This window comes from Alistipes sp. AM16-43, from assembly GCF_003435745.1.
GTDB classification, from domain to species: domain Bacteria; phylum Bacteroidota; class Bacteroidia; order Bacteroidales; family Rikenellaceae; genus Alistipes; species Alistipes onderdonkii.
Genome location: NZ_QTUQ01000001.1, coordinates 223,369 through 246,387, shown reverse-complemented (window position 1 = coordinate 246,387; position 23,019 = coordinate 223,369). Strand labels below are relative to the sequence as shown.

The 23,019-nt window shown below is 45.1% G+C and carries 15 protein-coding genes and 1 tRNA gene; 12 read left to right on the top strand and 4 right to left on the bottom strand.

Features of this window, described 5'->3' with window-relative positions:
• Nucleotides 1–19: 19 nt before the first annotated feature.
• Nucleotides 20–3,052: a SusC/RagA family TonB-linked outer membrane protein gene (locus DW189_RS00975; protein ID WP_117506556.1), complete on the bottom strand. Its 3,033-nt coding sequence runs from the start codon at nucleotides 3,050–3,052 to the stop codon at nucleotides 20–22.
• Nucleotides 3,053–3,511: 459 nt separating this feature from the next.
• Nucleotides 3,512–4,252: a hypothetical protein gene (locus tag DW189_RS00970; protein ID WP_009599008.1), complete on the bottom strand. Its 741-nt coding sequence runs from the start codon at nucleotides 4,250–4,252 to the stop codon at nucleotides 3,512–3,514.
• Between the two features lie 1,636 nt (nucleotides 4,253–5,888).
• On the opposite strand from DW189_RS00970, the gene DW189_RS00965 reads away from it, so the two are divergent.
• The 8 genes from DW189_RS00965 to DW189_RS00935 all read left to right on the top strand — a co-directional run bounded on the left by DW189_RS00965 (nucleotide 5,889) and on the right by DW189_RS00935 (nucleotide 15,958).
• Complete coding sequence (locus tag DW189_RS00965) at nucleotides 5,889–7,031, top strand: site-specific integrase (protein WP_117506555.1); 1,143 nt, start codon at nucleotides 5,889–5,891, stop codon at nucleotides 7,029–7,031.
• Nucleotides 7,032–7,740: 709 nt separating this feature from the next.
• Entirely contained in the window at nucleotides 7,741–7,914 is a 174-nt protein-coding gene (locus tag DW189_RS14335; RefSeq protein ID WP_162508140.1) for a hypothetical protein, read from the top strand.
• Entirely contained in the window at nucleotides 7,883–9,229 is a 1,347-nt protein-coding gene (locus DW189_RS00960) for an ATP-binding protein (RefSeq protein WP_174760543.1), read from the top strand. Before DW189_RS14335 ends, DW189_RS00960 begins: the two co-directional genes overlap by 32 nt.
• A 23-nt stretch (nucleotides 9,230–9,252) precedes the next feature.
• Complete coding sequence (locus DW189_RS00955) at nucleotides 9,253–10,425, top strand: hypothetical protein (protein WP_117506554.1); 1,173 nt, start codon at nucleotides 9,253–9,255, stop codon at nucleotides 10,423–10,425.
• Between the two features lie 8 nt (nucleotides 10,426–10,433).
• Nucleotides 10,434–12,104: an ATP-binding protein gene (locus DW189_RS00950; RefSeq protein WP_117506553.1), complete on the top strand. Its 1,671-nt coding sequence runs from the start codon at nucleotides 10,434–10,436 to the stop codon at nucleotides 12,102–12,104.
• Between the two features lie 6 nt (nucleotides 12,105–12,110).
• Nucleotides 12,111–13,685, top strand: coding sequence for an ATP-binding protein (locus tag DW189_RS00945; RefSeq protein ID WP_117506552.1), 1,575 nt, complete (start codon nucleotides 12,111–12,113; stop codon nucleotides 13,683–13,685).
• Between the two features lie 59 nt (nucleotides 13,686–13,744).
• Nucleotides 13,745–15,613, top strand: a complete 1,869-nt coding sequence (locus DW189_RS00940) for a cobalamin B12-binding domain-containing protein (protein ID WP_232045482.1) — start codon at nucleotides 13,745–13,747, stop codon at nucleotides 15,611–15,613.
• Nucleotides 15,614–15,628: 15 nt separating this feature from the next.
• A complete protein-coding gene (locus DW189_RS00935) occupies nucleotides 15,629–15,958 on the top strand; it encodes a hypothetical protein (protein ID WP_141417879.1) in 330 nt (109 codons plus the stop codon).
• Between the two features lie 1,285 nt (nucleotides 15,959–17,243).
• Here the strand turns inward: DW189_RS00935 and mobV are convergent.
• Nucleotides 17,244–18,683, bottom strand: coding sequence for a MobV family relaxase (mobV, locus tag DW189_RS00925; protein WP_009599016.1), 1,440 nt, complete (start codon nucleotides 18,681–18,683; stop codon nucleotides 17,244–17,246).
• A 379-nt stretch (nucleotides 18,684–19,062) separates the two neighbouring features.
• Nucleotides 19,063–20,286 (bottom strand): site-specific integrase, encoded by a 1,224-nt coding sequence (locus DW189_RS00920; protein ID WP_117506548.1) that lies wholly within the window; start codon nucleotides 20,284–20,286, stop codon nucleotides 19,063–19,065.
• Between the two features lie 394 nt (nucleotides 20,287–20,680).
• On the opposite strand from DW189_RS00920, the gene DW189_RS00915 reads away from it, so the two are divergent.
• From DW189_RS00915 to DW189_RS00900, 4 genes are all read left to right on the top strand, one after another.
• Nucleotides 20,681–21,106, top strand: a complete 426-nt coding sequence (locus DW189_RS00915) for a lipocalin family protein (RefSeq protein WP_117506547.1) — start codon at nucleotides 20,681–20,683, stop codon at nucleotides 21,104–21,106.
• A 386-nt stretch (nucleotides 21,107–21,492) separates the two neighbouring features.
• Complete coding sequence (locus tag DW189_RS00910) at nucleotides 21,493–21,726, top strand: hypothetical protein (protein WP_117506546.1); 234 nt, start codon at nucleotides 21,493–21,495, stop codon at nucleotides 21,724–21,726.
• Between the two features lie 445 nt (nucleotides 21,727–22,171).
• Nucleotides 22,172–22,244 (top strand) — tRNA-Lys (locus DW189_RS00905).
• Between the two features lie 170 nt (nucleotides 22,245–22,414).
• Nucleotides 22,415–22,933: a phage integrase SAM-like domain-containing protein gene (locus DW189_RS00900; RefSeq protein WP_232045601.1), complete on the top strand. Its 519-nt coding sequence runs from the start codon at nucleotides 22,415–22,417 to the stop codon at nucleotides 22,931–22,933.
• The last annotated feature ends 86 nt before the right edge of the window (nucleotides 22,934–23,019 follow it).

Genomic DNA, 23,019 nt, shown 5'->3' with positions numbered 1-23,019 from the left:
AATGTGTAAACGCTTTTGATTAGAAATTCAGTTTCACGTTCAGACCGAAGCTGCGCGTGGTCGGCAGGTTGAAGACATCGAAGCCTTGCAGGCCGTTGCCCGTACCCATCGACACGTCGGGATCCATCGGGGCGTCTTTGTAGAAGAAGAAAAGGTTGCGGGCGATGAACGCAAGGGTCAGGTTCTTCGACTGGCCGAACAGGTTACGGAAAGTGTAGCCCAGCGAAATCTCGCGCATACGGACGTTGGTCGCGTCGTATACGTAATCCTCGACGTTGTAGACCGAGTTGAAGCTTGTCGCGCCCACCACGTCGTAGTAAGCCTTGACGTTCGAGAATTTGATGCCCTCGCGCATCACGTAGCCGCGGTCGCGCGCCCGGCCCGTGCGTTCCGATACGCCGTATCCGTCGAGTGTGGCCTCGGTCATCGAAACGACCTTGCCGCCGATGCGGAAGTCGATGAGCATGCTCAGTGTCAGGTCCTTGTAGCGGAACGTGTTGTTCCAGCCCATGTTCCACTTCGAGTTCATGTTGCCCATGTATTTCAGGTCGGAATTCTGCTCGCCGCCGTTTACGGGGATCTGGTAGTCGGCGCCTTCGGGGGTTTCCGTCACCAGTTTGCCGCTCTCGTCGCGTTTGAGCGTGCGGACGTAGAGGTCGCCATACTGGCCGCCTTCATAGAGGATCACTTTGGCGCCGCCCAAGTTGGAGACCGTTACGCCGTCTTGGATACCGTCGAAAAGCTCGATGATCTTGTTGTCGTTGTACGAGAGATTCAGATCGGTGGACCATGTGAATTCGTTGCCGAAGTCTTGGAACCAGCCGGCCGTCAGTTCGAAGCCTTGGTTCTGGACGTTGCCCGCATTGACGAACTGCGATTTGTAACCGCTCTCCCACGGCAGCGTCACCTCGAAGTACTGGTTCTTGGTGTTGGTCTTGTAATAGGTGGCGTTTACGTGCAGACGGTGCTGGAAGAACTCTCCGTCGAAACCGACCTCGAACGAGTGGGTCTTTTCGGGTTTCAGCGTGCGGAACGGCACCGATTCGGGCGGGTTGATGGCGCCTTGGTCGCCGTAGGTATAGCGCGGATTGGTCTTGTAGACGGGGACGTCGTTGCCGACGATGGAGTACGAACCGCGGAATTTGAACAGGTCGATATTCCGGCCCATGTCCACGAAACGGTTGAGCAGAAGGCTGGCGCCCACCGAAGGATAGAAGAACGAGTAGCCGTCGGTGTAAGCGAGGGCCGACGACCAGTCGTTACGGGCCGTCACGTCGAGGAAGAGCGCCTCTTTGAAGCCGAACGTGACAGCTCCGAAGACCGAGTTGAGCCGTTTGCGCTCCAGTCCCATGGTCGTGCCGTTCATGTAGAAATTCGACGGGTTGAAGATGTTGGGATAGTAGGCGCCGCCGTTGCCCGGAGCGACGAACTTGCTCTGCTCGTAGAGCAGGCTCACGTTGTTCGAACGTGTCTGCATCATGCTGGTGCCGAGGGTGGCGTTGAGCGAGAAATCGTCCCACGTATGGTTGTACTGGGCGAGCAGGTCCGCATAGAGCTGTTCGCTGAAGTAGCGGTTGTCGTCCATTTTGCCGTAGGTGTATTTATTGCCGTAGGACGACGCGTAGTGGTTGCGTACGTAGTGTTCGTCGGCGCGCTCGTAGCGCATGCGGCCCGTGAGCGAAAGTCCGTCGATGATCTGGTATTTGATCGATCCGCCGAATTCGTAGCGGTTGCGTTCGACGACGGGGCGTTCGCGGTTGAGCAGCCAGTAGGGGTTGCTGTTGGTCTCGTCGGTGGTAGTCACCCAGTTCTGGACGTTGGCGTTGAGCTCGCCGTTGTAGGTCTCGAAGTTGCTTTTGTAGCCGTTCCAGTCGCCGCCGCGCGGGAAGGTGTAGGTGCCGACGAGCGGGTTGAAGACGAAACCGCCGGCCGGCTGGTTCGAGATGTGCTGGTTCACGTATTTGGCGTTGAAATCGACCTTGATGTGGTCGTTGAAAAGGTCGAAACCGACTTTGGCGTTGAGCGTGTGTTGCGAGTAGTCGTTTTCAGGGGTGATGCCGCCGGATGTTACGTTGCCGTAGGAGAAGTAGGCTCGCAGGTCTTCGGCGCCGCCGTTGATCGAGATCGAGTTGTTGGTCGTCCAGCCCGTACGGAAGAACTTCTCGGCGTAATCGGGAGCCTTCGACGCGAGTTTGTCGCCCCAACTGTATTGGCCGTTCGCCCCGTATGTGTTCTGGAATTCGGGCAGCGAGAGCGGGGTGTCAATGGTCGTGTTGCTCGATACGTTCACCGCCAGACGCCCTGCCATGGCCGATTTGGTCGTGATCATGATGGCGCCGTTGGCGGCTACCGCACCGTAGAGGGCGGCGGCCGACGCGCCTTTCAGCAGGGAGATCGAGGCGATGTCGTCGGGGTTGATCGTAGACATGGCGTCGCCGCCGTCGCGCTGGGCGCCCCAGTTGCTGTCGACCTGATCGGACGTGATGTTCATCATCAGGGGGACGCCGTCGACGACGACCAGCGGCTGGTTCGAGCCGTTGATCGACTTGTTACCGCGGAAGAGTATTTTCGACGATCCGCCCGCGCCCGTCGAGTTCGGGGTAATCTGCAGACCGGCGGCCTTGCCCTGCAGCGCGTTGATCATATTGACCGACTTGATGTCGGCCACGTCATCGCCGCCGACCGTTTCGGCAGCATAGGAGAGTGTTTTCGACTGACGTTCGATACCCATGGCAGTCACTACGACTGCGTTCAGCTGGTTGGCGGTCGTCGTCATCAGGATGTCCAGTGTCGTCTGACCTGTGTAGGTCACCTCGTAGGGGTCGTATCCTACGTAGGTTACTTGCAGTACGTCGCCGGGCTGCAACCCTTCCAGACGGAATTTGCCGTCCATGTCGGTTGTCGTTCCGCGCGTCGTGTTCTTCACAATCACCGTTGCTCCGAGAAGCGGCCCGGAGTCGTCTTTGATCAGGCCTTCAAGGGTGCTGCCCCCCCCCTCCTGCGCGTAGGAACGCAGAGCGGTAGCCGGCGCAATGAGGCAAAAGGACGTCATCAGAGCAAAGCAGATGAAAAGTGCTCGGTTGGTTAATTTCCTCATAAATAAGTGGGTTTTAGTTGAACAAGAGTAAAGATTCCGGAGTGACGCCGTATCTTTGGTTTGATAGAAAAAGCAGTGTTATAGCGGCATATTTTAATGTTAAAAAGTAGTGTTATGAAATCAAAGATAAATATATTTTAATTAAATATCAAATTATATATTAAAAAATAATACGTGAAGTTCAGTATGTCCATAATGATATTTCGATTGTTTATTTCATTATAAATATATTGAATTTCAGCAAAATACACAAATGTCTTTGTATAAATTTTACGCATGATTTATTCGTGTTATGTTAAAAATATTAACGGACGTTATACGGATAATCATATTTGCAAATTATTCTCGTTGTTATATTGAAAACCATCTCCGCTAATTGGTGAGGAGTACTCTGCGTTTTCCGATGGTTTACGCCTAACTTTTTACGCTTCGTGTCGGCACGAATTTCTTTCGACTGATCCTCGTCCTCGGTTTTTTGGCTATGGGCTGGATTTCGGCAGACACTTCGGCTTTAGGCTTCCGCCCCCGCCTTTTTGGAGGCACTACCTGCAGGCAGTCTATGGCTTTCAGCCGCTCGTATTCCTCGCGCAACTCGTCGATGATCCGTCGGTTGTTGCTTGCAATACAATCGCGCAGGAGTTTTACATCTTCGCGGCTGAATCCGTAATGTTTAATCGTTTCGCGCGTCAGTTCGAAGGGCGCGTTTTCCAGAACCGCCCGACGGCACAGGTAAGCCAACAAATGCGGATATTCCGTTACGAAAATTTCTACCGTCAGCTCCTTGCGGCTCGTAGCGCAGAAACGCTCCTCCCCGTTGAAAGGGTTCTCCATCAATTCCCATTCGGGAAACTTCGTGGCCCATTGCTCGCGAAAAAAATAGGCATTGAAATTAACCCGGAAAGAATCGATGCGGCTGTCGAAGTTTTCGTAATTGTCGTTAAACTCCGCAACTGAAAATGTCTTTTCGTCGGGATGGCTTTCTTCATCGTCCAGCGTAATCCAAAATACCGATTTCGGAGCACCGCACAAGATTGCATAGACAAAATGCGCCTTCTTTTTCAGATCATCGAAAAATTGCCGGATGTCGCTTTTGCGGATGTCGCAATCCAAACAGTCTTGAAGCAGATTCCCCAGCGTATAGGATTTTTGTGGCATGGTTCAGTAGTTATGGGTTTATAGAACAATTCTTAAACGTACGCAAAGGTTATAGGCACTTCGAGAATACAAAATAAAGGGACGACCGAATTGTAATTGCAATAAAATAACGATTGTCTGTTAACTAATCGTGGTTGGTCATCCCTTTTTCTATTAAAAAGACAATGCCAAATACGTTAGGCGATGGTTGTGTGACAGTGATGATGTAAGTCCGTATCGAGTTTCGGCATTGCATTTAACAAAAATCTTAAATTATTGTGAGAATACAAAATATATCGTAAAAAAACAGGTGCGGAAACAGTAAAGTCAGTAGTGGGAAAATATGAAGCTAAGATTCGAGTATCCCGCACCCGTTATCGTAAAATTGAAGTATCGAAAAAGAGGGGCGGTAACGGACTGGTACGCCTCACACCACGATAAACGAAAAAGAGCATCCTTCGGCTTATCGTTTCCGTCCGCCCCCTCGGCTTCCGAAACGCGAGCCTATGGAGGCAGGAGATTTCGGAAGCATTGTTACAGAAAAAGCAGGAACCGCAACGGACTTACTTGACATGATAGCTACATCACTTCCCTTGTCACTCTCTTTTTTAGCGGTTCCTGCATGATGAAAAACGGGTGCGGGACTGTCGATGAAAAAAATAGTGACGCAACTTCGACATGAAGAATTCCAATGTCCCGCACCCAGTTCGGAGAACGGCCCGCCGTTACCAGATTTAGGTGCCTTTAAAGCGGGATTATTATCGACGGCGAGCGTTCTCGTTACAGCGAATGACGGCGCCCCACCCCGCACCGACCGAGGGTCGGCGGAACGTGATTCTTTCCGATTGGGAGTATATGGCCGTAACATCGTATTATTAAGGGTTCGTTATTAAAATCCTCGTTCCGGCCTAAACACATAAAAAAGCACGGAACGCAGGTACAGCCCCAACGGTCGGCCTTGCGAGCCTTGGATTGGTAACTGCCCTTACGCCCGTGCCCGCCCACGGCACAAAGCCGCAGGCATGACAAGGGTTTCAGACAAATTTTACACCAATCCTAAAACCTATTATATCGCTATAATAGTCGCAAGTTTACCGCTGGTATAAAGGTTGTCCTAACCTTATGAATATGTTACGGCTATGGCGCCGTTTTCATCCGCAAAGGTAACATATCTTTTTCAATTTTAGTTATGCGACCCGACTGATGCCATAAAAGAATGACGAAACGTGAACCCGGCTCTGAAGAACCCCGCTGTCCTTTACAAGAAAGGTATGCGGCTTGCGTTACTTACGCTGCGTAGGTCGTAGGAAACCCGTCTGACTTCGTAACACAAGAGGCCCACGCCCGTCAGGTGTAGTTGCCTTAAATGTACTGCCCCGTCAAGGCGTGGTACGACCCGACAAGGACTCTCTTGTTGCCGCAGACTGTAAATTTCCTACATTTATAAAGTAAGATTCGGAAATGAAAACAAGAACCAATCAAATGAAGATAAAGCACTGTTATATCAGCATATTATAACGGATATTGCATTTTCACTTGTTAGCATCCTTTGCAGTTATTAGGTTCTTTTTCGGCGTATTTTTGTTTCTTATTTGTTCCTTTATTCGGATTATTCTTTCTACCTTTGCGGCAGAAATAACGAGTAAAAAGAGAAATTATGCCCCGAATAAAGAAACCCGCGAAAGTCAAGGAGCCGATCCGTCTTCGGATGAAAGAATTGGCCGACGGCAGCAAAAGTTTGTATCTCGACATATACCGCAACGGCAAGCGGTCGTATGAATATCTCAAGATGTACATCATCCCCGAAACGGACGATAATGCCCGCAAACGGAATGCAGCGACCATGACGGCGGCCAATACGATCAAGTCTCGGCGCATCATCGAACTGACCAACGGCGAAGCAGGAATCAAGCGTGCCGACAATCAGGAAACAGTTTCATTGCTGGATTGGATGAATACTTACATGGAGAACCAGCAGAAACGAGGCAAAAAGGACGGACACCAAATCAAGGTAGCCATCCAAATACTGAAAGACTATGCAGGCGAACGGGTAACGATGGGGCAGGTGGACAAAACCTTTTGTCAGGGATATATCGACTACCTTCTGACGGAATATCGTCCGCAAGGAAAACCCGTCTCGAAATTCACGGCACAGAACTATTACCGGGTGCTGAACGGAGCATTGAACGCTGCTGTCCGTGCCGACGTGATCAAACTGAATCCCTTTACGAAAATTGGCAATTCGGACAAGATACACCGTCCCGAAAGCAAAAGGGAGTATATGACTATCGAGGAGCTTCGGGCATTGATCGCCACCCCGATGAAGAACGAGGCGGTAAAACAGGCTTATCTGTTCTCCTGCTTCTGCGGACTGCGGATAAGCGATATAATCGGCTTGAAATGGGGCAACGTCTATGCGGATAATGGACAGTATCGGTTGGAGGTCGTGATGCAGAAGACCAAAGAGCCGATTTACCTCCCGCTTTCGCCCGAAGCGTTACGGTGGATGCCCGAGCGGGGCGAGAAGATGGCGGAGGATGCAGTGTTCGACCTGCCCTCTACAACGCATATCAACATCCTGCTCAAGCCATGGGCGAAAGCGGCGGGAATCGACAAGCGGTTTTCGTTCCACACGGCGAGGCATACGTTCGCCACGATGATGCTGACTCTCGGTGCAGATTTATACACGACTTCGAAATTGCTCGGGCATACGGACGTGAAGATGACGCAGGTTTACGCCAAAATCATCAACCGCAAGAAAGACGAAGCGGTGAATCTGGTGAACGGATTGTTCGATTGATTCGGAATCGAGAGCGGTTCGGAAAACGGTTTACTTTACTACGGGGGCGTATAGGAGAAAAAGAAAATAAACCTTTTTTGCGAGCTGAATATATAGCCCTAAATATAGCCGGCTATTAGTCGGTTCAAAATCGCGCTGTGAACTTTTTTCTGTTCCCTTTTCTCGTTCAAATTTTCGTCGTATGATGAATGATTGTTGTTCCGGCTGCGAATATATCCTTTGTTCATTTGTTCTGCCAGATCCCGACAGCCTAATATCGGACAATTACACCGCCTCTGCTTGCAGATTGAATGGCAGCACTCCCGACAACGAATGTTTGTTGGGGTATTAGGCTCCCCCGACTGTTGTCGGGCTGTACAGCAGGCAAGCTGGATCAACTTTGCAAATGGAAGATAAATGTGAATCATCACAAGCGTGTCAGTTGACATTAGCCAATCTCAAATCCGACCAGTATAAGGCGGAGAGTGGTTAATATGGAAATGGGGAAATCTCTTCAGTCGGGACGACCGAACATCCTCAATCAATTATAGTAGGGTAAATAAGAGTTTTATATTTTAAAATAATTGCTTGGCAACTGACGCTGAAACAAGCATGACGATAACTGAATTATGCGATAACTCAAATGTATTTATGTATTGTTATGACGTAGGTGGCTATTGGGGGATCAAGAATAGCCACTATAATTTTATCCTAAACACGCGGCAATTTGATGGAATATGCTATTGCAAAGTTAAAAACAGCGGAGATTGTCGGAATGGGTGCGAAACATTTAGCGCAAATTGACAAAATATGCGCAAAACATTTGGCGGATACCAACAAAAGCACTATATTTGCGCTATATATCAACGGCTATGGAGAAAGATACTATATTGTTCAAGCGTAAGATGTACGACCGATTGCTCAAATGGAAGAGGGAGCGGAACGGAGAATCCGCAATTCTCATACAAGGAGCAAGACGAATCGGAAAGTCCACACTTGCAGAAGAGTTTGCTCGAAATGAGTATGAGTCCTACATTCTCATCGACTTTGCCATTGCACCGGCAGAAGTGCAGGAGCTTTTTAATGATATATCAGACTTGAACTATATATTTCTTCGGCTGCAACTTATCTATCGGGTGCAGTTGATTGAACGCAAGTCGGTAATCATATTCGATGAGATACAAAAGGCTCCTTTGGCTCGTCAGGCTATCAAACATTTGGTTAAAGACCGTCGATACGACTATATCGAAACCGGCTCACTCATTACCGTTCACAAAAGCAGTCAGGATATCCTGCTGCCGAGCGAGGAGACGCGGGTCGATATGTTTCCGATGGACTATGAAGAATTTCGATGGGCGTTAGGCGATACCGCCACGATACCGTTGCTGCGCACGGCATTTGAAAAACGAATACCGTTAGGCGATGCCGTTCATCGTAGAATGATGCGCGATTTCCGCTTGTATATGTTGGTCGGAGGTATGCCGAAAGCAGTAGCAGAGTATATCAAGACGAACAATCTTGGAGCAGTAGATTTAGTAAAGCGGGATATTGTTTCGCTGTACGAGGAGGATTTTTGGAAGTTGGATAATACGGGCAGAGCTACGGCATTGTACGATGCAATACCTGCACAATTAAGTAAGAATGCTTCGCGGTATCAAATAGCATCGGCTATACCCGGCGAAAGAGCAGAGCGAGTTGCAGGCATCGTTAAAATGATGAATAATTTCATGTCTGCAAATGTTGCATATCATTCCAATGACCCGAATGTCGGATTGGCTCTTACGATGGATAATGAACGCTTTAAGATATATGCATCCGATACCGGAATGTTTGTAACACTGGCTTTCAAGGACAAGGACTTTACGGATAACATTATTTATGAAAAACTGCTGAACGACAAACTCAGCGCTAATTTAGGCTATGTCTATGAGAATGTTATAGCCCAGATGTTGAGGTCTGCCGGCAAGCAGTTGTTTTATCATACGATACCGACCCCGGATGGAAAGAAATACTATGAAATAGATTTCTTGATAGCAGACGAGCATAAAATATCGCCGATTGAAGTGAAGTCATCCGGCTATAAATCGCATACCTCGTTGGATGTTTTCTGTGATAAGTTCTCCGACCGCGTGCAGAACAAGTATGTTATCTACACCAAAGACCTGAAACGCGAGCAAGGAATTGACTATATCCCCGTATATATGACGATGTTTTTGTGATTTTAACAATAACGCATTGAGTTATGGGTAAGCTGTTAGATTATATAGCGAAGGAAACGCAAGGCGAATGCTTTGCGTCGTTCAAGTATTGTTATGACAATATGTTGCCCCCGAATATCGAGTACGAGGCGAAAGAAGACTCATATATCAATATGAAAGAATTTGCAGAGAGTATACATGACCCTCATATGAGAGACATGTGCCCCTTGGCTGAAAAGATGATGTCTATGCCTCCATTATTCAAATACTTTCTTGATGGTTCGCGCCGGGTCTATAAGGTGGATGACATACAGTACGATAAAAAGGTTTTTCCAATTGTCAGTGGACAGATTTCCGTTTCCTGCTGTGGCAGAGAGATGAATGATGATAATACATTCCGAAGTTTCGGTAAAGTTTTCGAGGAAGCATATCCGGTGGTCTGTTTACCGATAACAGCTAACGATGAAGGCATTGATAACGGAGTGTATTTTAATAATCTATGCAACAAACTAAACGAATTACCTTTTATTAAAGGCTCCGGAAATAAGTTTGGGAAGGTACTTTACTATTTAACGAAGATTGAAGGTAATGAAACTCTTGAGAACAAAGGCATCGCTCGTATCCAAGATGAGATGATAGAATGCGAGAAGCGGATTGTAGCAGAAATGATGAGCAAACATTTGCTGACACACGATCGCTATCTCATCAAAGATGGCTCGATACAATATAAACCGATGAAGACAGGAGATTATAAAGAATTGGCGCGTATTCGTAATAACTACCGGCATGTTGTAGGAGTGTCAAAACGATTTAATCCCAATTTGATGAAGGACAATAAGAACCAGAGTAGTGCAGGACAGATTGCAAAACTGCCGTTATTCCATCGGACACCTGCTTTTATGTGGAAGCCGGGAGAAGAATGGGGTAATGTGAATTTTGCTATTTGGTACGTCAGGATTCGCGAACGTAAATACACTGCAACACCATATTCTGGCATCTTAAAAATTGAAAAAATGCTTATGACTGGTAAAGAGGCAGAAAATGGACTGGAATCCGATGAGATCGATATGATTACTGCGAACATCATAAATGAACGCAATCCAGTTTGTTATGGCAATGATGCTCGATGGGCAAATCATCTCTATCCGGTTTATATGACAGAATGTTATTGTAAAAGTCGATTTAAGAGTGATATAAGTTTCATCAATTTATTTTAAGCGAGATAATGGAAGCAATTGGTAAAATTATAGCAACAGAGAAACAACCTTCAACGATAGAAGAGGTTACCTTCTGGACTCGAAAGGATTTGAAATTAAAGCCTTTTGATGTTGTTGTCGTTGAGCATGTGAAAGATGTAAATGGTGAGCCGACAAAGACATTTGGAGTGATTGAGGAGATCTCCCATATGACAGACTCTCCGAGCGCATTAGCAGGCTATATATCAAGCGATTTCGGACAGGTGGAATCAACCTTATACACAGAACGTATCGGTATGAACTATGTGAAGTGCAAGGTAGTTGGTAACACGAAGAATATCTACATCCCTGTTCAAGAAGGTAAAAAAGTATATCTTGCTGAACGCGATGAGATAATGGAAGCACTTGGTTTGAATAATGTAAAACATAAACTGCCGGCTGGATATATTGAGATGTATGAAGGTGCGAACAAGCAGACGCTTCCCGTATTTTTCAATTCACATTTTCTTATTGGACCGGAGGGCGCTCACTTAAATATATCAGGAATATCCGGTTTGGCTTCCAAGACCTCATATGCTATGTTCCTAATGAAAGCAATTCAAGATTATGCAGCCAAAGATGAGAAAGAGTCTGTTGCATTTATTATGATGAACGTGAAAGGGACCGATTTGTTAAAGATAGACCAAAAGAACACTCGCAAGGATGAACTTAAGCAGATAAAGCCAATCTATGATCTGCTGGAGTTAGAGTTTGAGCCATTCAAACAGGTAAAATACTTTTATCCGTACTCAAAAGACTTTACTTCTTACACTTATGAGAAAGAAGATATTATAAAGGCTCGGATTGAAGCGGGGAATGCATTGCAGTATAAGTATTTATTTGAAACGGATGAAGATAAGGAATGTCTTGACTTGCTGTTTGCTAATGTTGACGACCCGAATGACACGATAGAGTCAATAATTAATTTCATTATATCAAACGGTGGTGGTTTTAATGGCATTGAAACTTGGGAAGATTTCAAGGGTGAACTATATAAACAAACACAATCGGATAAAGCCAGCAAAGCCGGAAAAGAAATATCCGTTATGAGTTGGCGCAAGTTTTATCGTTTATTCAATAAGAGTTATCAGAAATGTCAGCAGATGTTTACTAACAAATTAGGTAGTGGTGTACGTTTGCGAGACCAAATTGCAAAAATTGGTAAAAATGATGTGATGGTAATTGATGTTGCTAAACTCGACGAAGAATCACAAGGATTTGTTTTCGGCGATGTTATGCGAGCTGTCTATAATCTCAAATTGGGTTCTACCGATCGTGTTGATTCCGATATTCCTGACCGCATAGTGATATTTATTGATGAGTTGAATAAATACGCATCTACGGATGTGCCGAAGTCGTCTCCGATCCTCCATCAACTGCTTGACATTACGGAACGCGGTCGATCATTGGGCATTGTCCTGTTTGGCGCAGAACAGTTTGTAAGCGACATTCATCGTCGAGTAAAAGGTAACTGTGCAACACAGGCATTTGGTCGCACAAATGCCATCGAAATATCGCGGGAAGATTTTAGATTTGTCCCCAGCGTGTACAAAACGATGCTGACTCGAATGAAACAAGGTGAATACATTATTCAGAATCCTGTGTTCCGTTCTATGCTGAATATAAAATTCCCGCTACCTATCTATAAATATTTTGATTAAACTATTATGACTGATAACCCAAGAATAGGAAAAGATGTTATAGAATCCTTAACTCTCGGTATGTATGAAGATTGTCGATTCATATATCGAGAGTATATACAGAACTCTGCAGACCAAGTTGATAAGGCTGTCGCTGAGAAATTGATAAATGCAGGTGAAGATGAGATTCACATTACTATTAACCCCGAAGAACGTTGTATTGTTATTGAAGACAACGCAACAGGTATATCATCAGACAAAGTCGTTCCTATCCTGAGAAATATTGCTCATTCGACAAAGAAGCGAGGGGAAGATAAAGGATTTCGAGGCATTGGTCGATTAGGAGGATTGGGTTATTGCTCAAAGCTTATATTCGAAACGACATTCGCCGGCGAGGAGGTCAAATCAATTATGATTTGGGACGCCAACCTCTTAAAGCAAATAATCAATGACCGCGACAATTCGGAAGAGGCGGTTGATGTTTTGGCTCGTGTAACAGATACTATCACAAAAAAAGAGGCTGCGGATAAACATTATTTCAAGGTTATTCTTGAGAATGTAACTTCTGACGAATTACTCAATGTTGAGCGCGTCAAGAATTATCTCTCTATGGTCGCACCAGTTGATATATCTTCGCAATTCATATATCGCTCTCAGATCAATAAATTCATAAAAGACAATGGATTAAAAGTTGATACATATAATATATACGTTAACGAAGAACAGATTTATAAGCCATATACAACACATATATACAAAGAAATTCCAGGAAGCAAAAAAGCGGTCGATGACATACTTGGAGTCGATTTCTTACTATCAAAAGATAGTGATGGCAATATAGTCTATTGGGGCTGGTATTCACTATCTCATTTGGGTGGACAAATGGAGCGAATAAATATTGCACGAGGTATTCGTTTGCGGAAAGAAAATATTCAGATTGGTGATGAGGAAATCTGTAAGAAATTTTTTGCAACAACTGATCAAAGATTCTCTTTTTACTATTTTGGCGAAATTCACGCCACAAGCAAATATCTTATTCCAAATTCTCGTCGAGATTATTTTGGAGAGAACACATATCTCTATGAGTTCGAGAAGCGCGTGAGATATGATTTTATGCATCTTAAAGATATGTGTTATGATGCATCTGACATAAGAAACAACCTGAAAATTATTGACAAGGCAGAGGAACTTGAAGAGAGATTAAAAGACAAGAGTGATTATATTTCAAAAAAAGAGCATGTTGATTTAATGCAACAGCTCGAAGAATATAAGAAGAAGTCCGAAAAAGCTATAAAGCAATTAGAGAAAAGACGCGCTAAAATTGAAGATTCAGATTCTCCGTTGGGGAAAATTATCGACAAGTTAATACCTACTTCTGATAAATTGCATAACGGATTATCTTCAACAAAAGCATCACAAGCAAACGAGCCTGAAACAGCTCCTAAAACAAAATACAGAACAGATAGTCCTATTTACTCAAAGTATAGTAAGGCTGAACGGAAACTCATTGGACGAATATATGCGTCTATTGCAAACGCTATACCTGATGAACGTCAGAGAGAGGCTATGATAAAAGTTATCGAGGAGGATTTGACGCGATGAGTCGCCGGGTATTACTGCTTGAGCCCAACTACAAGAATAAATTCCCGCCAATTGGGCTAATGAAACTCGCAACCTATTTTAGGTTGCGAGGAGATGATGTTGTCTTTTACAAAGGAGATTTGAAAGAGTTTGTTATCCATCAAATCACCGAGGAATGCGTGGCAAAACTGTCATATCTTGACGGCTCCATAAACTGGAAACTACGCTCAGACAAAATCGCTCTATACATTAGGTATAGGAAGCATGAATATTTAAAACAAGTGGGCATTGAGGATTCTGAGATTGCACCGATATTAGAGCCTTGGGTCGAATATTATAAGAAATTCTATCATTCAGGAGAGTATAAGAAATACCCTCGTTGGGATTGGGTTGGAGTAACAACGTTATTTACTTTCTATTGGGATATCACCATTGAGACTATTGAGTTTGCAAAATTGATGGCGAAAGATCCGAAAAACATTATGGTTGGAGGTGTAATGGCATCTATCCAACCCGATGAGATTGAAAAGGCGACAGGTATTCGTCCTCATATCGGCACACTCCATACACCATATAAAGACATTGACAAGGACAATCCTTATATCATTGATGAACTACCTTTGGATTATTCTATTCTTGACGAGATAGATTATGCTTATCCCGATAGTGGCGCATATTACAGTTACTCTACAAGAGGGTGTATACGAAAATGCTCCTTTTGTGCCGTTTGGCGAATCGAGCCGGAATATCAAGAATATTTACCTTTACGGAAACGTATCGACCGAACACGAAAGTTATATGGCGAGCAGCAGAATCTTTTGCTGATGGATAATAATGTGTTAGCCTCTAACAGATTAGAAGACATCATTGAAGATATCAAATCTTGCGGATTTACCAAAGGTGCTAAATATTATGAGCCAAACTGGTATACAATTGCTACCAGAAATCTTCGTTTGGGAATCAATAACCGTGCATATATTCGCAAATCATTCAAGTTACTCCAAGAACTGAATAACTATAAATCGTTCAACGAGAAAACAAGGACTGAAATATACGCATTACGGGAAAAGAATGGTTTCCTGCATCCCGAAACCTGCACGCGAGAAGCTTTGATCGCCACATACAAAGATTTTGCACCCTATTTCGATGTCAAGTTCAAGAAGCGGTTAGGTCGTCTGCGTTTCGTGGACTTTAACCAAGGTGTTGATGCAAGATTATTCAGTCGTCGCATTGTTAAACTATTAGCAGAGATCCCAGTTCGTCCTCTTCGTATCGCTTTCGATAACATTAAAACGGAGCCGGAATATACTAAAGCGCTTACGATGAGCGAGGAGTATGGAATGAAAGATTTTTCCAATTACCTTCTCTACAATTTTACCGATAAGCCGGAAGAGTTGTATCATCGTATGCGAATAAATGTGGATTTATGTGAGAACCTGAATGTTAGCATATACTCATTCCCGATGAAGTATCACCCGATTACAGGTGAACATAGCCACGACAGAGATTACATAGGCAAATATTGGAATCGTAAGTATATTCGCGCAGTTCAGGCTATTCTCAATGCTACAAAAGGGAAAATAGGCAGAGGTGTTTCGTTCTTCGAGAAAGCTTTCGGTCGAAATGAAAGGGAATATATGGAGTTGCTCATTATGCCTGAAACATTCCTGTTGTTCCGATTTTTCTTTGAGCATTTGGGATATACACAGGAATGGCGCAAAGCCATGTTGGAATTGACTGATGAAGAACGAACGGAGCTATATCCGATAATTTTCAAGAATGATTTCAATCATATAGAAGAATTGACAGACAATAAGAAATATCTGCATATATTACAGTTCTATAAGAATTATCGAGGCGATATTGCAGACCCTAAATCAGAGTTATACAAACTTAAAAAAGAATTTGATGAATCAATGAAGCATAATTCATATAAAGATTCTAAGTAAAGAGGGTTATTAATTATGAAAATAAAAGATTTTTCTGATGCAATGATTAAAGTCGCATCAATTAATGATGACCGCATAAAGGCATGGGATGATTTTAGGAAAGGAATGGAGTTGTATGATAAAATACGACGTATACTGAGTATTAGGAACCAATATCAGGCAATCGCTAATTGGCTCTTTTGGAATGAACTTACCAAAGGCTATTACACGTCGGAAGATAGTGCATTAGGAAGGAGTTGCCTTGACGGAATTTCTGTTTGCGACCAAGAATTAAATTCAATATGTGGCAAAGCTATCACAGACAAAGTGCAGTCAGAAATTTTATCAATATTATTCCATCGTTAAGATGTAGAGTAAACTGAGTAGAGAATCTGGGGGCATTAAAAGAATGGTCATTATTTCATATCAAAAATTGTCTGGCAGAATTGTGAATGGAACTTTCGTATTTCTGATCTTATGCTATAGAAACGATATATAACCTTTGTTGCCTTGAGTTGGAGCTTGCCACTCTCGCTTCGAGATTCAACGGCCACAAAAGACTTTCTCTGCTTGCAGAGGATAGGCAATTTGCCCGATGGCGCAAGCCGACTGGGGTATTAGGCTACCCCGAAAAGATTTCAGTGGACAATGGGCTTGCCCGTTGTGCTTATATAATCGGCAAAGATGCTAACCAAAATCGGAAGAAATTGCACTTACAGTGAAGAAGTTGTCATTGTACTTGCAGTGCCCCCAAAACCGGCAATGGCCGATATATAAAGAGGGTTGGAGAATTGCGCATTCCCCAATCCTCTTTTCAATTCTAAGAAGACCTACTGTTTCTCGCTTAACTCCTTATAAAGTTCGAGCCTTAGTCCAGCTCAACCCTCGATATGTGGATGATTCCATGAAAATATGGAGTATCGTTAACAAGATTGCAGCGAAAAGAGAAAATACGCAGAAATATTGTCTTCTCTTTTGGCTGTGCGTTTTCAGAAAGCAGAGAGGAAAGAAGCCGGAAATTCGGTTTAGTTTGGTCGGTTAGCCATATATATGCTAAACTGAAGTAAACTATATTTAGAAAGGCATATTTGTTTTTCGGTATGCCTATGCCGTAAAAAGCAATCATAGCCGAGAACAAGATGATGTGGAGAATCCGAGATGAAATAGCGCTTTGTCTCCTTTCTCTTTTGGATGCAATAATAGGCTATGCGATTTTGCAGTCGTAGCCATGAAACGAAAATGAGCGTATGCAAGTCGAGCATCATTGCTAAAAAAGTCTGCGAATGCCAACAAGTGAAAAGACAGAAAACAACTGCAAAGTAAAAAAGCAATTAATCGCTTAAATCCTTAATTTTGTGTCTGTATTGTTGCTTATTAGAGCGATATTTCGATTTAAATTTCTGAATATTAACAGATTAACAAACCGTCATCTAAGACTTCCTACATTTACGCAAACAGCAACGCGATTCACGCCTTTACAGCGGATCGCTTGTCCCAAAGGTAGCACAAAAAATTCGAATCCGCAATATGTTGCGGGCACTTTTTGTGCCGTAGGGTTTATGCCGCCCGAATAGCCCATGTTCTGGCTTTAACGGAATACGCCGTCCTAAAACAACAACGGGACGGCCTTTTGGTTCCGTCCCGCTCGTGGTTACATCTTCATCCCGCGCCTTTGCTCCGTTTGTTCGATGTCAATTCCTATCCGCTCGTAAAACTCCTTTCGTTGCTGTCTGAACCACTCGTCGCAGTCCTTTCCGTTTATGGTGAACTGGAACCCGCTCGGCCCGTCCTTGTCGGGTTTGAATTGGAGAATGACATCGTTCGCCCGAAACGTATGATTATACCTTATCGAATGCAGCTCGCCCGTATATCTGTAAGGTTGCATCGTAAACAACGCTTTGGTCCGCTCCTTGTCCAACCCGACATCCTTGCAGTAATTTTCCCATTTCAACAGCCCCTTTACATAGGGACACAACTCATCGACACGCATCAAGGCTTTTATGACTTGTTGTGCTTCCTGTTTAAGGTTGGCCACCTCTTTATCGTGTCCGGCCTGCATGGTCTTGATCTCTTGTTGCAGTTGCCCGATGCACTTATCCTTGTCGGCAATTACCCCTTGCAAATCTGCAATCTGTTTTTCATACCTCGCGGGCTTGGGGTCGTGGAATAACGCTCCGATCCTTTCTACGGCTTTCGTCGTGGCATCCACGGCCACGCCTTTGAGTTTGTCGGTCTTGATCTCCCGCCGCGTCTGTGCCAACTCCGTTTCGGCTTTCTCCAATTCTTCTTTCTTCTTCCTCCGCTGTTCGTCGATAATGTTGCAGTCTGTCTGCGCGGCTCGTTGCTGTGCTTGGAGTGCGGCAATATCTACCGTGAGCGTCTTTTGCTGTTCTTTCAGATTCTCGATCTGTTCGGCCATTTCATTTTTCCGGACGAACACCTCGCGGTAATACTGCTGCGTGGAAATATGTTTTGCTTCCGATCCCTCGACGCCGCGTTGCAGTCCGTATTTGGCCATCGCTTCGGCATAGGTGGTCTGGTAGGCTTTGAGTTTGTCCCGTGCCATCACATCGTCGGCACATAGACGCGGGCGGTCTTTCTTAGTGCGATAGGTTCTCTTTCCGCTTTGGGCGTTCTTCTCCCGCTCCAGCTTGGCTTTTCTGCGTTCGCCCCGTGTGATCGGCACGACGGTCGCGTGTATATGTGGTGTTTTCTCGTCCAGATGCAGGACTGCCGACACAACGTTTTCCTTTCCGAAGGTCTTTTGCAGCCAGCCGCAGGAATCCTTGGCCCAAGCATCCAACTGTCCGGCCTGCCGGATACGCTTCATATCTTCGGGGCTTCCGGAGAGCATGACACGCAACGCCCTTACTTGGTTCTTTCCGATCTTGCGTTCCAGTCCTGCATTGTCCAGCCGGTGCTGGATCGCTTCGGTACGGTTGGTAACTCCTTTGGGGAACTCTACTAATTCTTCGTTCAGGTAGGTAAGTGTCGTTATGACGTTGGCGGGTGTTATTCTCCGCTCGACGTGTCCCGACATGGCGGCGTCCGTTCCGGCTGCCTTCTCGATATGCAATACGACATAGCCCATAGCGGTATAGTTTCAGGTGGTTTGGATAATCTGTTCTCGGCGGCATCGGAGCGAAGCGGATAAGGATTCGGAGTTGTCCCGGCCGTCCGGCTTGCGGAGTTGCCGCCGCAAGGGGTGTCCAGAGGGGCGCCGCCCCTTTGGCCTAATGGGGCATTTTCAGCGTTGCGGAGCAATGCGGAAAGAAAATGCCCTAATAGGCTATGCCTTTTGTAAAAAGGCGCGGGCGCGAAGCGGCCGATGGGTGGGCGACGGTGCCGCCGTCATGTCCGTCAGCAGGGGAAGCCGATGAAAGCGAACCGACGGCCCGGAAGCCCGTGCCCCTGTGCGCCCGGAGGGATCCTCCGTAAATCCCGAAGGGCGCACAAGGGCGGAAGGGCTGTTACTCCGCCAGACGGTATTTGTCGCCGAGGCGTTCGGTGAGCGCCGACATGTCGCGGCTTATCTTTTCATTGGTGATCTTCGCGTAGATTTGGGTGGTCTTGATGTTCGTATGCCCCAACAGGCAGCTGACGGTTTCGATAGGCATACCCTGCGAGAGCGTGATGGTTGTGGCGAAGGTATGCCGCCCGACGTGGAAGGTCAGTTTGTTTTTAATGCCGCATTGCTTGCCGATCTCGCGCAGGATGTCGTTGCAATGGCAGTTGCACGGCATATAAAAGACATGGTTGTCGAGCCGCTGATCCGCGTATTTCTCGATGATGCGTTTGGGAATATCCAGCAGGCGGATACGGCTTTCGGTATTGGTTTTCTTACGTCGCGTGATGATCCACAGGTTACCGTCGAACATAGTTTGAAGGTTGTCCGTGGTCAGCCCTTTCACGTCGGCATAAGCCAGCCCCGTGAAGATGGAGAAGACGAACAGATCGCGGATGCGGGCATGCGCCTTGTTGGCCGTTTTATAGTTCATCACGGCCTTGATCTCCTCTTGCGAGAGATAACCCCTGTCCACGCTTTCGGGAGAGTTGATATAGCCCGAAAACGGGTTGAACGGCAGGCGCCCGTCGTTGCGGGCAATGGCGACGATATGTTTCAAGACGATCATGTAGCCCCACACGGTATTTGTGCGGCATTTCTTCTCCGTGCGCAGGAAATACTCGAAATCGTTGATAAAGGTAAGGTTCAGTTCTTTCAGCGGGATGTCCTCCCGGTGGTAGGTATGGGCGAGGAACTCCCGCACGCGCTTACACACGCAGCAGTACTTTTTCCACGTGGCGATCTCACGACTGAAACCTACCTTTTTCCGGTATTCGACATTGTGCTGTTCGAAGAGTTTCAACAGCGTTTCCTGCTTTACTCCGATACCGAGGTAGGCATCCCGCAGTTTGGCGGCCGTGACATAGCCGTCCGACTGCATCAACTCCTGATAGCGGCGGTTCACCTCGACGCGGATTTTATCGACGGCAAGATTGATTTGCATGGCCTCGACGCTCTTGCCCGTCGCCCGGCCGTTCTTGACATCCCATAAACGCGGAGGAACGTCCATTTTGCAACTGAATTGTTTGACCTCGCCATCTACTGTAAGACGGCACATCAAAGGCAGATCGCCGTTGGGGCGGGCGCTGCCTTTCTTCACGTAAAATAAGACCCGAAACGTGCTTCGCATAATAAACCCGATTTTTGGTTACAAAGTTAATACCTGTCGGGCCGTTTGTCAAGATGTAAAATTGTGCAAAACACAGAAAAAGAATGTGTTACGCTTCAATAGCGAAGTAAATTCCGCGTAATGATCTGGTAACGATTCTTTGTCGGCGATAGGCTGTAAAACCGTATCGAACCAATTTCCGCATAACGCAAATTAACGCGCTATTAATTACAAGCCAACACTTTACACCTCTCGTTGCGCTATCCTGCTAATCCGCTGAAAGTTTATTTATACCTTGGGTTTCCTACGACCTGTTTGACTAAATAAGTTTTCGGCACCACGCTTTCTGTTTCATTAAATCCAAAAATTAATCGTCGCATAGGTGCAAGAGCGACAACCTAAACTTATTGCAACTATGAAAAAGTTGTTTCTTATTGTGGCCGCTATGTTTGTGGCTGTTTCTTTCTCGGCTTGTTCCGATGATAAGGATGAAGCGTCCATTGTCGGAGAATGGCAATTAACCCATTCTGTCGGTTACGTAATTGAGGCAGGAGAACAGTATGATTTCGACAAGACATTTCCCGACGATGGTTACTACACAGGGTACATTTTCAATGAAGATGGCAAGGGAACGTATTATGCAACATATACCAATTCCACCACTCCCGAAGAATCAACCCCTATTACCTACTCTATTTCGGGAAAGACGTTAACAATAACTGCATCGGGCGATACACAGACCTTTGAAATTAAAGAACTATCCTCTGCAAAACTCGTTTTATATGAGAATAATTTAGATGCAGAATATGTTGAAACAAACACCTATAAAAGGGTAAAGTAAAGTATTCGCATAATTAGGGACAGACTTGTGCAGACGGTCTATATTATACCGTTCTGCCCAAGTTTGTCCTTTTTATATTACTTGCATATTTCATAAATTTTTTGTATATTTACATCATAATCAAACATTTAATAACAATATAAATTTTAGCTAAAATGAAAAGAAAAACACCAAGCATTAATTGAAAAACGGGCACAGAGACTATCGACGATGTTCAAATATCGTATATCTCCAAAGGGGTATCTTATGATAATATTTACGGCGTCTGTCTGTTCGTAGGACGTAGAACTGATGACCCCACACCACGAGAATTTCACTATATCTTTGAACTCGACATCGACCCTGCGAAAGATATGACCATCTGTTTTCAGAAACGAGGTCGTTATATGGCAGGATTCTCCTATCTGCTAAATCCAAAAGCCGTAGAGGAGGGTTGTTTCGCCATTGTATTGCCCAACATGGTAGATATTCCCAAGTCCAATTGTATGCTCAATCTCTTTGAAGCCCATATAAAGAGTGATACGGTCATATTCGACTATACGACAAAGGAGGGCAAACAGAATGTATTCAAATTCCCGCTGACTGGATTCAACGAGAAATATTTAGAGCAGTTTATATAAAAGATAAGAGGACAGACTTTGACAAGGGGTCTATAATTAGACCGTTTGACAATGTTTGTCCTTACTTTTTCAACTAATAACAAAGCAACATACACTCTCTTAAAAGGAGAGAGCAGGGGAAAATTTTCCCGCGCGTTTTTCTCCACGAGTTACGAGGACAGACTTTGCAGTTTTGCAAGGTTTGTCCTTTTTCTTTTTCAAACAGATGTCGGGGTCTATGAACATCTAAAAATCATCACAAATAACTAAAAACGAATCAATTATGACAAACCACAAGGGTAAAACACATTGAACAATGTAGAGCCATGCTCTTAATTAAATGACAATTAACAAATTACAATTCTATGTTATTCACTCGCAGTTGGCAAAAGGCTCTCCATAGGGTACACATTAAAGGGAAAATCAATCGCACTATCATTCGTAACTACCTGATATAACGATTGATGCCTCTTTAGCTCAGTTGGTAGAGCACGACACTCTTAATGTTGGGGTCCAGGGTTCGAGCCCCTGAGGGGGTACAAAGCAAAAGACTGATAATCAATGATTATCGGTCTTTTTGTTTTTGTGTTCCGGCCCTGTCGTCGGGCATTTTCGGGCGGGAAAGAGGGCCTTTTCGGGGAAATGTTTAACACTTTGTTTAACACTAAATCGGTCGGTTAAACTTGTTTGCGCAAAACAATGCAAACAAATGAATATCAGCATCAGCGCCGTCTTTCGCAAAGACAGACTGAACAGCCAAAACGCCGCGCCCGTTCACCTGCGTTTAACACAAAACCGAAAACTTAAACACATCAGCACAGGTGTAACACTCAACATTAACGAGTGGGATTTTGAAAATCAGCGTGTTAAGGGCCAAACTCCCGAATTGCAGGCGTTACAACTCCGCATCGACACCAAAATCGACGCACTCCGCCGCAAAATCAAACGCTTGGAAGCATTAGAGGTAAAGGTTACTCTCGACAATCTTTTAGAAACCAACGGACGGAAAATAAACTGCACGGTCGGTGAATATCTGAAACAGACCATCGAACGGCTGGAAACACTCGGCAAATACGGCTCGGCCTCCAAACACCGCTCGTTGTTATCCCGTTTGTCGCAATTTCGGTCGCTGAATATCCGATTTGACGAAATAGACCTTGCATATCTTCACGACTTTGAACTGTTCCTGCGTAAAGAGGGCAACACAAACAACAGCATAACAACATAAATTTTAGCTAAAATGAACAGAATACCAAAAACAGAATGACGGCAGAGCAGCGATGAACAGCGCATGATGATTTGAAAAGTCGTTGC

What these genes read in the sequence shown, in the direction of transcription:
- DW189_RS00975 (WP_117506556.1), bottom strand. Translation starts at nt 3,052, where the DNA reads ATGACGTCCTTTTGCCTCATTGCGCCGGCTACCGCTCTGCGTTCCTAC.
- DW189_RS00970 (WP_009599008.1), bottom strand. Translation starts at nt 4,252, where the DNA reads ATGCCACAAAAATCCTATACGCTGGGGAATCTGCTTCAAGACTGTTTG.
- DW189_RS00965 (WP_117506555.1), top strand. Translation starts at nt 5,889, where the DNA reads ATGCCCCGAATAAAGAAACCCGCGAAAGTCAAGGAGCCGATCCGTCTT.
- DW189_RS14335 (WP_162508140.1), top strand. Translation starts at nt 7,741, where the DNA reads ATGGAATATGCTATTGCAAAGTTAAAAACAGCGGAGATTGTCGGAATG.
- DW189_RS00960 (WP_174760543.1), top strand. Translation starts at nt 7,883, where the DNA reads ATGGAGAAAGATACTATATTGTTCAAGCGTAAGATGTACGACCGATTG.
- DW189_RS00955 (WP_117506554.1), top strand. Translation starts at nt 9,253, where the DNA reads ATGGGTAAGCTGTTAGATTATATAGCGAAGGAAACGCAAGGCGAATGC.
- DW189_RS00950 (WP_117506553.1), top strand. Translation starts at nt 10,434, where the DNA reads ATGGAAGCAATTGGTAAAATTATAGCAACAGAGAAACAACCTTCAACG.
- DW189_RS00945 (WP_117506552.1), top strand. Translation starts at nt 12,111, where the DNA reads ATGACTGATAACCCAAGAATAGGAAAAGATGTTATAGAATCCTTAACT.
- DW189_RS00940 (WP_232045482.1), top strand. Translation starts at nt 13,745, where the DNA reads ATGAAACTCGCAACCTATTTTAGGTTGCGAGGAGATGATGTTGTCTTT.
- DW189_RS00935 (WP_141417879.1), top strand. Translation starts at nt 15,629, where the DNA reads ATGAAAATAAAAGATTTTTCTGATGCAATGATTAAAGTCGCATCAATT.
- mobV (WP_009599016.1), bottom strand. Translation starts at nt 18,683, where the DNA reads ATGGGCTATGTCGTATTGCATATCGAGAAGGCAGCCGGAACGGACGCC.
- DW189_RS00920 (WP_117506548.1), bottom strand. Translation starts at nt 20,286, where the DNA reads ATGCGAAGCACGTTTCGGGTCTTATTTTACGTGAAGAAAGGCAGCGCC.
- DW189_RS00915 (WP_117506547.1), top strand. Translation starts at nt 20,681, where the DNA reads ATGAAAAAGTTGTTTCTTATTGTGGCCGCTATGTTTGTGGCTGTTTCT.
- DW189_RS00910 (WP_117506546.1), top strand. Translation starts at nt 21,493, where the DNA reads ATGGCAGGATTCTCCTATCTGCTAAATCCAAAAGCCGTAGAGGAGGGT.
- DW189_RS00900 (WP_232045601.1), top strand. Translation starts at nt 22,415, where the DNA reads ATGAATATCAGCATCAGCGCCGTCTTTCGCAAAGACAGACTGAACAGC.